The sequence below is a fragment of the Varibaculum cambriense genome (assembly GCF_032557235.1).
GTDB lineage: Bacteria > Actinomycetota > Actinomycetes > Actinomycetales > Actinomycetaceae > Varibaculum > Varibaculum cambriense_C.
On record NZ_JAWGMB010000005.1, the window covers coordinates 80,842 to 93,739 of the forward strand.

Sequence of the window (12,898 nt, forward strand, 5' to 3'; positions counted from 1 at the left end):
AGGAAAAAACCATGGCTATGAATCTTGGTGCTTACACCGCCTGTCTACACAACTTCACTCTGCCCGAGGCGCTCGATCATTTGAAATCCTTCGGGCTAACCGGCGCGGAAGTAAACGTGGGGGGCTTCATTCCCTCCCCGCACTGCCCGGTTGACCTGCTCATCGGTTCAAAAACCGCTCGTGAAGACTACCTGGGCATTTTCGAAGAAAAAGGAATGCGGCTGGCCGGACTGAATACCTCTGGGAATGTGCTAGACCCCCTGCCCGATGTGGGGCCGCGCCACACCTATGACCTCAAACGCGCCATCGAACTGGCCGGAAAACTTGGGATCAAAGAAATCGTATGTATGTCCGGGCTGCCCGGCACCGACCCGGACGCCAAATATCCGGCATGGGTAGTTAACCCCTGGAACGGCGAACAGTTAGAAGTCCTGGAATACCAGTACGGGGTGCTAGAGAAATTCTGGAAAGAAATGGATCTGCGCGCCCAAGATGCGGGAGTGAAACTGGCTTGGGAACTGCATCCCACCAACACCGTGTTCACCCCCACCCAGTTCCTTGAGTTTGACGAACGGGTCGGCGGCTTCAAGAACATTGGGGTAAATATGGATCCTTCCCACCTGATGTGGCAGGGGATGGACATTATGAAGTCGATCGAACTGCTCGGTGACAAGATCGTGCACGTGCACGCCAAAGACACCAAGATTGAGCCAGGGGTAGCCACTCGCGGGGTACTCGATCCTTCCTTCGGGCCGGTTCCCGAGGACGAATCCGCGCGCACCCCCGTAGGGATGGATCACTACTGCTCGTCCTGGCCTTCTGATCCCGCCTGGCGCTTCGTTGCCATCGGTGAAGGTCACGACGTGCCTTGGTGGAGCGAGTTCCTAGCCGCGATTGCCAAGATCGATCCGGAAATGAACATCAACATCGAGCATGAGGATGCCGCCTACGACCAGCTAGAAGGTATCCGCCTCGGGGCAGAAAACCTGATCGCCGCGCAGAACGCTTAGCGCCGCACCTGCCGCACCGGGCGAATCGATACCATTTCCACCATAGCGTTTTCTGGAGAATCAATAGCGAAACGAACCGCTCTGGCGATTGAATCCACGGTCATGTGATCGGCGGGATCATAATAGTCAGCGTTCTCTTGCAAAACGTGTTGCATATCGGTATCGACTCGCCCGGGGTGGATAGAGGTGACCCAAACGCCCAAGGGTTGGAAATCAATTTTCGTTATCACGATACTTCTTGAGGTCTTCCTCAGTGCCCGCAAGCTTCTTTTTCTTGTGTTTTTTGGCAACCTCGCCCGCAAAATCAGGAACATACTTGGAAACCGCCACCGAAGGACGGATATAACCACTGGAGTTAGGGCGCGGAGGCAACTTGATCGGCTCCGCATCGCTTTGAATCTCCGTATAGGGGATAGAGCTGAGGAAATGATGAATCATATTCAACCGCGCCTGCTTCTTAGAGTCAGAAAGCACATGATGCCAAGGCGCCACCGAAGTGTCCGTATGTACCATCATGTCGTCCTTGGCACGCGAGTAATCTTCCCAGCGAGTGATGGATTCTAAATCCATGGGGGAGAGTTTCCATTGGCGTAACGGATCACCGAGGCGAGATTTGAAACGCTTGTACTGTACTTTATCTGACACACTGAACCAATATTTACGCAGGTAAATACCGTCCTCGACTAACATTTGTTCAAAGATGGGGCATTGCCGCATAAACAGTTGCACCTGGTCAGGGCGGGCAAATCCCATCACTTTTTCTACCCCGGCCCGGTTGTACCAGGAACGATCGAAGAGGACGATTTCGCCGGCTGCGGGCAGATGCTCGATATAACGCTGGAAATACCATTGAGTTTCTTGCCGCTCTGTCGGTTTAGGTAGCGCCACAATCCGGGCAACCCGCGGGGAAAGGTATTCGGTCATTCGTTTAATGGTGCCGCCTTTACCGGCCGCGTCGCGTCCCTCAAAAATAACTACGATCCGGGCACCGGTAGCTTTCACCCACGTTTGCAGCTTTCCGAGTTCGCCCTGTAAGCGGTAAAGCTCGGCCTCATAAACTTTATTAGGGATTTTCTGTACCTTGATTTCGTCAGCTTCACTAATCCCATGTTCGCTTTGATTCATCGGTATCTCCTGGCTTGGCGGTAATTCTTAGCGTAGATCAGGGGTGCGCTGTGTGGAGGTAAAACGGGAAGAATATTTTTAGGGAAGGAGCGGTAAAGAGTAGGCAGGCGAAGGGAAAACAAGCTAGTTTTAAAGTATGGAATTTAAAGTCATTGACCATCCGCTGGTGAAACATAAACTGACCATTCTGCGAGATAAAGACACCCCCTCTTCGGTGTTTCGGCAACTGGTTGATGAACTGGTTACCTTGCTCGCTTATGAAGCCACTCGGCACGTGCGGGTAACTCCCAAGCAAATCGAAACCCCGATTCAGCCCATGGAAGGCGCGGTAATCTCGACGCCTCGCCCGATCGTGATTCCGATTCTGCGTGCCGGGTTAGGGATGCTGTCTGGTATGACTGCCTTACTGCCGACCGCAGAGGTCGGTTTCCTGGGGATGAAACGGGACGAAGAAACTTTGGCGATCGAAACCTATGCGAATCGTCTGCCCCAAGATTTAACTGACCGGCAAGTATTCCTGGTCGATCCCATGCTGGCAACCGGCGGCACCCTGGTGGCCGCAATAGATTACGCTCTGGAGCGAGGCGCCCGGGATGTTACCTGTATCTGCCTGGTGGCAGCTCCCGAAGGGGTTAAGCACGTAGAAGAACATATCGGTCAGCGGGCAGATGTTACCGTGGTGGTGGCGGCGCTCGATGAGGGGCTTACCCCGCAGGCTTATATTCGCCCTGGTCTGGGCGATGCCGGTGACCGTTTATACGGGATTGTAGATCAGTAGTAGCGTTCGGAGTTGTATAGCACGGTTGCGAGGCAGCGTGCTGGCGGCTCTGCTCTGTTTAGCGAGGTTTGGCGTGGTTACGCGGCGGTGATTGTTTTGCCACGGCGACGACGCGAAGGGACTAGCCGCGGGAGTGATCACATTTCGCGCCCAAAGTTTAGTTCTGGCGGATAAATCCGCTAAACTTTTGAAGGTCTGTTAATACAGCATTTGGTAGCGGTTCCTCGCGCTTCGCGAGATCCCGCAACCAATAAATAGGTGGCGTTTCTTCGCTTTGCGCCTCAGGTACCTTCGGTGCCTTCGGCCGCGAGATTCCGTAACCAATGAATAGGTGGCGTTTCCTCGCTTTACGCCTCAGGTACCTACGGTGCCTTCGGCCGCGAGTAACCACACCAACAACTGAATAGAATTACCTGGTAGCGTGTCCGAGCGGCCGAAGGTGCAGCACTCGAAATGCTGTGTGGGGCAACCCACCGTGGGTTCAAATCCCACCGCTACCGCAAGGAAAAAATGCCCCAAGCGCTTGCGCTTGTGGGCATTTTTGACGCAGCGGTATGTAAAGCCGCGGAGCGGTTTTACTAATACCGCAAGGTATTTCAGGTGGGGTTTTGGTGTTGGGTGTATGCCCCAAGCGCTTGCGCTTGTGGGCATTTTTGACGCAGCGGTATGTGAAGCCGCGGAGCGGTTTTACGTTTGCCGCAAGGTGTTTCAGGTGGGGTTTGGTTGTTGGCGTTTCGTGTGCAAAGGCGATTCGCACGTGAGGATAGTTTCGGTGCGGCGCGCCAGGCAGAAGGAGATAGAGATTTATGAGTAAAGCATTTGATACCTTGACCGCCGAGCAGATCGATAAAAAATTCGACGACGGTGAGGACGTCCTCGAATATTTTGACCTAGAAAACCCACAGGTAGTTACACCAATAAAGCAATTGAAGAAGGAAATAGAGCCCAAAGCAACTATCCATAAGCGAGAAGGTTTTAGTGGCGCCTAGGATACTTGCAGAGAGAGTCGTCCCGCCAACGCGGCAGAAACTATTTGTTGCTTCATAGTGTCTAAACGTTCCAGCACTTCTGCAACCAGTTTGTCTGTTCTCTCAATACGTTCAAGTTGTTCGTCCAGAATTCGCGCAATTTCTTTCTGCTCACCCAAAGGTGGGAGTGGAACTTTGAACAGTTTAAGGCTCTTTGCGGATAGGTTGGGTTGGGCTGACCCGTTATCGAACTCGTCAATCATAATCTGTGAAATAGGTGAGAGGAAATAATAAAAACTAAACCTGGGATTAGCGCTATCTCCACTTCGTATAATTGCAATTGAAGAACCGATTGCCCCCTCTTGGTATGAGGTATTCAAGGCACACTTTCCCAACGAACCTCGCAGGCAGAATAAAATATCGCCAGGTCTTAGTTTTCCACCGTTTAGCTTAGAATACGTCTCCTTAGAGATATAATTCATTCCCTCTTCAGTTAGTACGGAGTTTTGTAGAGTTCCTGCATTTACAAAGGGGATCCCGGAATCAATCCAAGTAGAGCGACCTGCATAATTCTTTCCTCGATCGCCATTTAGTATCGTGGCTACATCACCCAGGGGTAGCCACTTCCACGTTTCAGGGACTGAAACTTGCTGTAGCTCCTCATTTGTGAACATCGTTCGTGAGCAATCCTGGTTTTTTTCTCGCCACTTTTCTGTCAGGTGACCGGTTACTCCGGCTTGGATGAGGTTATCTTTGCGTTGGGCTGCGTGATCCAGGAAGTCTTGGAGTTTGTCGTGAACGCTATCAATCTTCCCAAGTTTCTCGTCAAGATAAGCGACAATCTGTTTCTGCTCTTCAATTGGAGGCAGTGGGAATGGGTATTGCGCAATACTATTAAAAGAAACCCTGGGTAGATTAACTCCCTTTGAATTAGTTATTGCCGCATTTAGGAAAAATGGTGTTGAAAGCCAGAAATCTAAATAAGCCGCGTCAATTATTTTCTCTGGGCGCAGCGCCAATATGTCAGTTGAACATACTCCTGAAAAACTAGCGACAGCGTGCTTGTTAAGATACGGGCGGAGTTTTCCATACAGGACATCACCGTATTGGAAAACGGTCTTGGCGCTTTTTAGGTCGTGCGTGTCAGAAATTCGTAAAATGCCACCCCCAGTGTTTAAGTCCTCCAGCCCAAGGTATTTATCAGCGGCATCAAACGATTCTGTTTTGACGGTAATATTTTTTACAGTTGTCCCCAGCCGCACCCACTTCCAATGCTCGGGTAGGGGATATGGCTGCTCTTCCTCCGGAACCAGGGATTCTACGGGGATATGGTTAAAGTCTTCAATCAGGGGTATCTTTTTTGCTTTTGCCATTATTCCCCCTTGGCTAGGGTGAGATCCTTGGCTAAGGAACGCAACAGGTCGCTAGCTTCTGCGAGAAGGTCGGCAGCTTCGTTGGCTTGCTCGGCAGGGTCATAGGTTTCCCAATCTATGGTTTCCATTTCTGGTTGCATCAACCCCAGATCCAGGGAATCCCCGGCATCACGGATTTCCTTACGAGAGAAATAGCTGAGCCGCTTATCTTTCACTGTGGAACGATCCTCTGCCGTATAGGCGGTCTCAAAATCGGAAAAATGCGCGGTAGTTAGCGGGGTTCGTTTACCGAAAGACGGCATCTCATTACGAAGATCGTAGTACCAAACGCCGGTGGTATTACCCTTTTCGGTTTGTCCCCGGTCAAAGAAGAGCACATTTGTTTTCACCCCTTGCGCATAAAAAATCCCGGTAGGTAAACGAAGAATAGTATGGAGGTTACATTTATCCATGAAATCCTCACGGATACGTTTACCTTCACCACCAGCAAAAAGCACGTTATCGGGCAGAACCACGGCGGCTCTTCCATCACGTTTAAGGCTGCGATATATATGCTGCAAGAAATTCAGCTGCTTATTCGAAGTGGGGAAAGTAAGATCGTCACGAGTAGCCCGTTCCCCGCCTTTCTTAGTCCCGAAAGGAGGATTGGTGAGAACCACATCGAAATCTCGGAGATTTTTACCAAATGGTGACAGGGTGTCGTTTAAATGTATCGGCCCCTCTACCCCGTGAAGCATAGCGTTCATTAACGCCAACCTCTGAGTATCATGCACCAGTTCCACCCCGCTAAAAGCTTCCTGAATCTCGAAGCGGGCTTCATCTTCACTCAAATCAAAGAAATCATCGGTTGCTTTACGGACATGAGCCGAGGCAGCAATCATAAAACCAAAAGTGCCACAAGCAGGGTCATTACATAACTCGCCAGGCTTCGGATCAATTAACCGCACCATCACGTCAATCAAAACTCGGGGAGTGAAGTATTGCCCTGCCCCGGATTTCTTTTCATTAGCGTTTTTCTCTAGTAAGCCCTCGTAAAGATTACCGAGCCCTTCTTCGCGGGCAGAAAACCAGTCAAGCGCATCAATAGACTTAATGATTTTTTCGAGATTCTTGGGTTCATCAATATTTGTAGCGGCACCCGCAAAAATTTCTTGGATACGTCCCCGAGTTTCCTCACCCAGGTATCGCAGGAGATCGCGATAGAAACGTTTAAGTTCAATACCGCTCTTGGCGCAAAGTTGATCCCAACGATACTGTTCCGGGATATCTTTTTCTGCCCCGGTTTCTTTCGCCATTTTGAGGAACAGAATGTAGGTAAGTTCGGTGACATACTGGTGATAGGTGATTCCGTCATCACGGAGCACATCACAAAGATTCCATAGTTTAGCCACAATCTGCTGGTTGTTCATGCGATTTCCTTTTGATCTTCGTACAGGTAAGTGTTGAGTTCGTGAATTATTTCGTCGACCTTATCTCCGAAAACCAGATTAGCTTTCTTTAAACCTCCCCGCTGGCGGAAGCGACTATCACTATCTAAGGTTTGTGGGCTGATGATTGGTTCATTCTCGAGGTATTGCTCGATGCGATCCAGCCAGCCAAGCTGAATTTTATTTAAAGAGTGGTGGTTTTTAATTTTTTCCACTGCCCGGCGAACCCGCTCTTGATGGCTCACCAGAGGAGACCCGATGGAGTAGCGGCGTACCAAAGAAATAATATCGGCAGTTATTTCCTGATTAGACATCTGCGAAACAGCCCGAGAGAGTTGAGCTTCCGTAAACCCTTCACGGTCAAGTAGCAATTTGAAAGACTTAAGCTCCTCGCGGGTGAGGTCAGCGGGACGGGTGCAAATAGTTTTCAGGATGGCTATATCTTCACGGTGAGTGGCAAGAAACTGGGTGAACTCGTCAAGATAATCTTTCGGGTTATCTGCCTTCCCGTAATCACGAGTGTGTTCAAGCAGCTTGTCCTCTTTATGGGAAATTACCAGTTTCCTTGGTTTGCCAAAGTTGGTTTCATCAAGGTAATTAAATAGTTCCCCATGGTCTTTAACCCAAGCCGCAGCATCAGCCGGGCGGGACCCTTTAAGGGTCTCAATAATCTTGTCTACAGACTCTAGCCCAGAAAGTGCTTGCACTTGATCAGCGACTTTGCCCGTAATATGAGTTTTTTTTCGCTGAATTTTTGCGATAACTTTATCGATAATTGCTTTCACCGAATTTTCGTCAGAGGCATTATCTATACCTTCGATAAGATCGGCGAAACGAGTATTGGGATTAGCGACTACCGGTTTCATAGTGTTGATAGCTTCAAGTGCTTCATAAACGCCAACGGGGTCATAGATTTCAAATTTTTCTTTCGCAATCTCAGGACAAAGTCGGCTAGCCCTACCCAGCATTTGTTCGAACAGTATGCGGGATTTTACGCGTCTCAGAAAAACTAGAGTGGTGATAGCAGGAACATCGATGCCGGTAGTAAGCAAATCAACGGTGACAACAATCGAGGGGTAAGATTCATTCTTAAATCTCCTAATCGCCTCCTCGATTTTCCGTCTGTTTCCCCCCGCTACGCTGCCAGTTATTTTCATAATCGCATCGGAGTCAACCCCCATAGAGGAAAATATCTCTTTAAGCAGGTCAACAAGCATATCTGCATGAGAGTCGTCAACTGCATAGATCAGGGTTTTGCCGGTTTCTTCCGGGGAGCTAGGGTCAAGGTCTTGAGCAATTTCTTCCAAAACTGTGCGGTTAAACTCTTTGGTGATAACTTGCTTGTTGAACTGCTCTATTTCAAAGTTAACCTCGTCTTTTAGTTGCTCACTATTAGTAATTTCGCCGGTGGCCACATCGAAAAGCGGAAGGGTTTCCCCTTTCCTAAATTGGATTCCCTCAGTCGATAACTGGGTAGTTAAGCGGTGCGGTGCGTCATGATCCACCAACCAGCCATCCATAACTGCTTCGCGGTAGCTGTAGCTATAGACCGGTTGACCAAAAATTTCGGTAGTGTGCAAAGCAGGAGTGGCAGTTAGCGCAATTTTCACGGCATCAAAATACTCGATTAGGCTTCTATAAGCTGACTGATATTCATATTGATCGCGATATTGTGCCTCTTCATTGGTCATTTCTTTATCAAGGAGATATCCCCTATGCGCCTCATCAACAATAATCAGGTCATAGTCGGTGACCGCAGGGCAGGGGCTGCCACCAGAATAAAAAACCTGCCTCACCATGCTCTGGACAGTGGAAACCCGAACCTTGGTTTCCTTCTCGAAATCACTATCCCCTAATCCTTGCACGTTATAGAGCTTGTCAAGGGTCATGAGTTCTTCAAGTTTCACGTCCTTGAAAGCATCCGTAGCTTGCACTCCGAGTGCATTTCTATCCACCAGGAACAAGATTCTGCGGAATCGTTCAGACTTGAGGAATCTGTAAATCATACCCAAGACGGTGCGGGTCTTGCCGGTTCCGGTTGCCATCGCCAGTAAAGCAGTAGTTTTACCGCTGTCAACCGCGTCCTCTGCAGCGTGAATCGCGTCTACCTGGTAGTTTCGCAGGTTAAGGCCGTTAGGGTCAGTAAGCATCTGGTCACTAAAACTTGTTAGCTTTTCCTCGGCAGCTTTCTTATCGTGGTCGAGCTTATCTTTGAGTCCCTCCGGACGCGGCCATCCTGGCAACGCGTAGGGATTATTTTCTGGTTCGCGGACATCACGGAACCAAATGCCGGACTTGGTTTCAAACTGTTTAAGATAGGGTCTGCCATTGGTCGCAAAAATGAACGGAACAAAGAAATCTCCCCAGCGTCCAATCGTGTAATGCTGGTCTTCCTTTCTGATCTGACAAGCATAGTCTTTGGCCTGATAGTCAAGGACAGAGGGGATGTTTTCAGATTCAGCTTTTGCCTCGATGATCCCGACTAGTTCTTCGCCGACAAAGAGGGCATAGTCGGCTCGCCCGTTCCTTCCAACTTTAGAATCCGTGGGCCACTCGGCAATAGCCAGGTTTCGACCTTTTTGAGGTCTAGTTCCCTTTGAGTAGCGTAAGTTGGCGGTGTCGGCTTCCCAGCCTACTTGCGTAAGCTGGGCATCAATAATTAGCCGGGTCTCTTCCTCAGACCTTGGGCGTTGATTGTTTGCAGATTCGCTGCGCTTAATGCGGTCAGACTTGGCGACTGTGGGCGCCTGCTCCGCCCGAATTTCATCATGTTTTGCTAGCTCTTCCTCTTTTGCCTCCAAAGCCTGCAGTTGTTCTGTAGGAGGGGCTGCTGGTGGTTGATATTTAGGAAACGGGTCTTGAAAATTACCGTAAGTATTAGCAAACCAAACAGAAAGCGAATAGATAGCTGGCAAAATTCTCTTTGCTTTTTCGGTGGTTCCCTCTCCGGTATGTGCAGCTTTATTTCTTGCCCTTCGCACATTATGCAGGAGGTTTGCAATATCATTGGGAAGAAGCTTTTTCCATTTGAGAAAGTTTATGCGGGTAACAGCAGTACGGTCTGTGGGTTCAGGTATGTGGTCATATTTGTAAATCATTGAAACGATGGACTCGGCGATTAAGCCGCTTTTCCAAATCGAAGCACTAGGATCATCTTCCGCATAGGATTCCGCTAGCCGTCCAAAGTTCGTGATAGAAGGAAATTGCTGTTCAAAATAGTCAAAGCTGCTTCGCATGATCATTCTCCTGTGAGCGGGATATCCTCATGGTAACTAGTGGTTTAGATTTTTGGGGTATTGGATTAAATATTCTGCTATTTTCATTTTCGAAGCTCAGATAGAAAGTAATAAATCAGGGTGCCAGGAAATAGTAAATAGGTGGAGGAACGGTGGGAAGACGTAGCAAGCGAAGGGCGGGGACGCGTCCGCCGGCGCGGGGCGGAATCGATCCGGTGGGGTTCGTTTCTCCCGGTCAGGAAACGTTAGAGCGACAGTTGCAAGCTCAGCTGGAACGCAAACTATCGCTGTCTACCGCCGAGATTGCGGATTTTGTGGCGAAAGCGTTCGCGGCGGGGGATGTGGTTTCCCCATTGGGGATTGCCCTGTCCCCAGACAGTAAGCTATTGGAGGGGCAGCGCTACTATTTGCATCGAGCGGCTCCCGATGAGGGCGCTGCCTTACCGAAGTTGCAGGTGCTTTGGGAGGGTGAGGGGGCAATTGTAGTAAATAAACCCGCTAGCCTCGCAACTATTCCTCGCGGCTCTTGGGTTACCCGGTCAGTGGTGGTGGCCGCTCGCCGCCAATTCGGAAACGATGAAATAACCGCCGCGCACCGCCTAGATCGCCTCACTACCGGATGTTTGTTACTGACCCTAGATCCGAAATATCGGGCGCGTTACCAACAGCTATTTGACCGCCGGCAGGTAAAGAAAACCTACCTGGCGCGCAGCCGTGGCGGTGACGGCGGGGAAGAAAGGGAGGCTCCCCAAGTGGGGGAGAGTTTTGATTTCCAGCTCCCTATGTTTAAAGAAACTGGCTCGCTGGCGGTGTCGATAGGAGCTCCCCCGATAGGTTCAAAAGTAGCGAGTTGTGAAAGCCGAACCCGCGGCCTCGTCCTCGGAAAATTCCCCCTCCCCGAAAAGACAGAAAAGGCAGAGGGAGAGGGAAACACAAACCCAGGCAACCCGGGATACGCGCCAGAAGAAGAACTGTTGTGGCAGTTAGAGCCAGAAAGCGGCTTTACTCATCAGCTGCGCGCCACCTTGGCGCATTTCGGGTATCCCCTCGTAGGTGATCCCCTCTATCCGATAGTCCTGCCTGCAGATGCCCCAGAAAATGTTGAGCCCCAGCTGTGCCTGCACGCCCAAGAGCTGCAGTTTCCCGACCCAGGAAATCCCGGTACCACCGTAACCGTCACTGCCCCCGCCCCCACCTGGGCAAAAGGCGCCTTAAACTGACTTCCGAATTGCTTAGATTGGCAGGTATACACGGAGCTCCACGGTAAACACGCAAGAAAAACGCGCAAGAATTGCGTATTTCCTATTGAAAAAACACGCAAGAATTGCGTAAAATAGTTGCGTGTTTTTGATTTTGGTGAGATAGGCCAAGAGAGGTGATGAGGGTGACCCTGAAGGAACTCCGTAGGCAGAAGAAACTAACTCAGGTCGAATGTGCCTCCTACTTGGATATTCCGATTCGCACCTACCAAAATTACGAGAACGAAGAAAAGAAAAGAAAATCTTTAAAGTACCAGTACATGATGGAAAAACTGGAGCGATACGGATACATCGATGAAGGACATGGGATTCTCACCATCGCAAAAATCGAGGAGATCTGTCGAAAAGTATTCGCCTCCTATGATGTGGAGTACTGCTATCTCTTTGGATCCTATGCCAAGCGGAAAGCTAAACCGCAAAGTGATGTGGATTTGTTGATATCCACAGATATTTCCGGCATTAAGTTTTATGATTTGGCAGAATCCTTGCGGGAAGCGCTCAATAAGAAAGTGGATCTTTTGAAACTTGAGCAGCTTAAAGATAATCCCGAGTTGGTGAACGAAATACTGAGGGACGGAATTAAAATCTATGGATAATCCCAAAACAAATGAGTACTACCTAAACAAGATTATTCTCGACCTAGAGTTCGTCATCGCGCACACGGAAGGTTATTCGCAAGCAGAGTTTGAAGACAATGCGGTTCTGGTGGACTCTACCTTATTTCGCCTAATTCAAGTTTCGGAAAATTCGAATAAACTGACGGAAAGTTTTAAGCAGCAGCATCGATCTATCCCTTGGCGCGCTATGAAAGGTCTTCGCAACCGAATCGTGCACGAATACGGCAATGTTGACCTTTCGGTTGTCTATGAAACTGTGCGGGATGATATTCCGGAACTGCTTCGCAACCTGAAGGGGTTGGAGTGACGGATGGCGCGCTAACCCGTAAGCTATAACCCATGCGAGAAAGGCTGCCGTTTTTATTTATCCAATGCCGTCCCGCCGGAAAAATAGCGCGTGACGAGCTGCAAACCATTGCCGAGGTCACCGGACTAAAGATTGGCCAGGAACTACATTCTTACCTGCTGCCAGAAGAAACTGACCTTGACCTGGTGCACGACCTAAATATTGCGGGCGGGTATAGTGCAGTCATTATTTCGGGATCTCCCTTTCGGGCGCAGCCGCCAACTGGCACCGAAGATCCCGCACAAAGGCAGCTATATACCCAGCTAATGCCATTCATGCATTACCTGCTAGACCAGGACTTTCCCACTCTGGGACTGTGCTACGGACTGCAAATGTTGGGGCAGGCGGCTGGTGCCACTTTAACTGACCGCACTGGGGAAGACCTGCAGGCGGTGGAAGTCACTTTAACCGCGGAGGGGCAGCAAGACCCGGTAACCGGGCAGCTAGATCCGGTAATCCGCGGTTTTACTGGGCACGGGGATTCCCTGGCGGAACTACCAGAGGGAGCAACTTTGCTGGGCAGCGGGAAACACTGTCGTTACCAGCTACTTCGATTACAAAATAATCTGTATGGCACCCAGTTTCATCCGGAAATCACTACTGCGGGAATGCAGATCCGCATCGACCAATATGGGGACGCCTACTATGCGGCCGCCGAACGCGAAGCAGTCATTGCCCGCTGCATGAGTCAAGATGTGACCAGCTCGCACCGGTTGTTATCCGCATTTACTGAGCATTACCGCCGTTAGGAGACACCAG

At 49.9% G+C, this 12,898-nt stretch carries 12 protein-coding genes and 1 tRNA gene; 8 read left to right on the plus strand and 5 right to left on the minus strand.

All coding sequences use genetic code 11. The annotated features are described in order from the left end of the window. Window positions 1-11 precede the first annotated feature (11 nt). Window positions 12-1,010 carry a sugar phosphate isomerase/epimerase gene (locus E6072_RS05435; RefSeq protein ID WP_316694291.1) on the plus strand — a complete coding sequence of 333 codons (999 nt, stop codon included), beginning with the start codon at window positions 12-14 and terminating at the stop codon, window positions 1,008-1,010. Here the strand turns inward: E6072_RS05435 and E6072_RS05440 are convergent. Together E6072_RS05440 and ppk2 are read right to left on the minus strand one after the other, a co-directional pair. After that, on the minus strand, window positions 1,007-1,240 hold the full coding sequence (locus E6072_RS05440) for a hypothetical protein (RefSeq protein ID WP_316694293.1): 234 nt from the start codon (window positions 1,238-1,240) through the stop codon (window positions 1,007-1,009). The two genes, E6072_RS05435 and E6072_RS05440, sit on opposite strands and share 4 nt — an antisense overlap. Next, complete coding sequence (gene ppk2 / locus E6072_RS05445) at window positions 1,224-2,135, minus strand: polyphosphate kinase 2 (RefSeq protein ID WP_316694295.1); 912 nt, start codon at window positions 2,133-2,135, stop codon at window positions 1,224-1,226. The genes E6072_RS05440 and ppk2 overlap by 17 nt, the downstream gene beginning before the upstream one ends. A gap of 136 nt (window positions 2,136-2,271) precedes the next feature. Between ppk2 and upp the strand changes: the two genes are divergently transcribed. The 3 genes from upp to E6072_RS05460 all read left to right on the plus strand — a co-directional run bounded on the left by upp (window position 2,272) and on the right by E6072_RS05460 (window position 3,902). Beyond that, on the plus strand, window positions 2,272-2,913 hold the full coding sequence (gene upp / locus E6072_RS05450; RefSeq protein ID WP_101930517.1) for a uracil phosphoribosyltransferase: 642 nt from the start codon (window positions 2,272-2,274) through the stop codon (window positions 2,911-2,913). A 415-nt stretch (window positions 2,914-3,328) separates the two neighbouring features. Beyond that, a tRNA-Ser gene (locus tag E6072_RS05455) sits at window positions 3,329-3,413 on the plus strand. Window positions 3,414-3,719: 306 nt separating this feature from the next. Continuing rightward, complete coding sequence (locus E6072_RS05460; protein ID WP_316694299.1) at window positions 3,720-3,902, plus strand: hypothetical protein; 183 nt, start codon at window positions 3,720-3,722, stop codon at window positions 3,900-3,902. Here E6072_RS05460 and E6072_RS05465 read toward each other — a convergent pair. Genes E6072_RS05465 through hsdR form a run of 3 tightly spaced genes read right to left on the minus strand, consistent with a single transcriptional unit; the run spans window position 3,899 to window position 9,917 of the window. Next, window positions 3,899-5,254, minus strand: coding sequence for a restriction endonuclease subunit S (locus E6072_RS05465; protein ID WP_316694300.1), 1,356 nt, complete (start codon window positions 5,252-5,254; stop codon window positions 3,899-3,901). The two genes, E6072_RS05460 and E6072_RS05465, sit on opposite strands and share 4 nt — an antisense overlap. Then, on the minus strand, window positions 5,254-6,663 hold the full coding sequence (locus tag E6072_RS05470; protein WP_316694302.1) for an N-6 DNA methylase: 1,410 nt from the start codon (window positions 6,661-6,663) through the stop codon (window positions 5,254-5,256). Before E6072_RS05470 ends, E6072_RS05465 begins: the two co-directional genes overlap by 1 nt. After that, window positions 6,660-9,917, minus strand: coding sequence for a type I restriction-modification system endonuclease (hsdR, locus tag E6072_RS05475; RefSeq protein ID WP_316694304.1), 3,258 nt, complete (start codon window positions 9,915-9,917; stop codon window positions 6,660-6,662). Before hsdR ends, E6072_RS05470 begins: the two co-directional genes overlap by 4 nt. A 152-nt stretch (window positions 9,918-10,069) precedes the next feature. On the opposite strand from hsdR, the gene E6072_RS05480 reads away from it, so the two are divergent. The 4 genes from E6072_RS05480 (at window position 10,070) to E6072_RS05495 (ending at window position 12,888) form a co-directional block, all read left to right on the plus strand. Beyond that, the gene (locus tag E6072_RS05480; RefSeq protein ID WP_316694306.1) at window positions 10,070-11,137 is read left to right on the plus strand and encodes a pseudouridine synthase; all 1,068 of its coding nucleotides are present in this window, start codon (window positions 10,070-10,072) and stop codon (window positions 11,135-11,137) included. 164 nt (window positions 11,138-11,301) lie between these two features. Beyond that, on the plus strand, window positions 11,302-11,772 hold the full coding sequence (locus E6072_RS05485) for a nucleotidyltransferase domain-containing protein (protein ID WP_316694308.1): 471 nt from the start codon (window positions 11,302-11,304) through the stop codon (window positions 11,770-11,772). Next, the gene (locus E6072_RS05490) at window positions 11,765-12,100 is read left to right on the plus strand and encodes a HepT-like ribonuclease domain-containing protein (RefSeq protein WP_316694309.1); all 336 of its coding nucleotides are present in this window, start codon (window positions 11,765-11,767) and stop codon (window positions 12,098-12,100) included. The genes E6072_RS05485 and E6072_RS05490 overlap by 8 nt, the downstream gene beginning before the upstream one ends. A 32-nt stretch (window positions 12,101-12,132) precedes the next feature. Continuing rightward, window positions 12,133-12,888 (plus strand): glutamine amidotransferase-related protein, encoded by a 756-nt coding sequence (locus E6072_RS05495; RefSeq protein WP_316694310.1) that lies wholly within the window; start codon window positions 12,133-12,135, stop codon window positions 12,886-12,888. Window positions 12,889-12,898 lie beyond the last annotated feature (10 nt).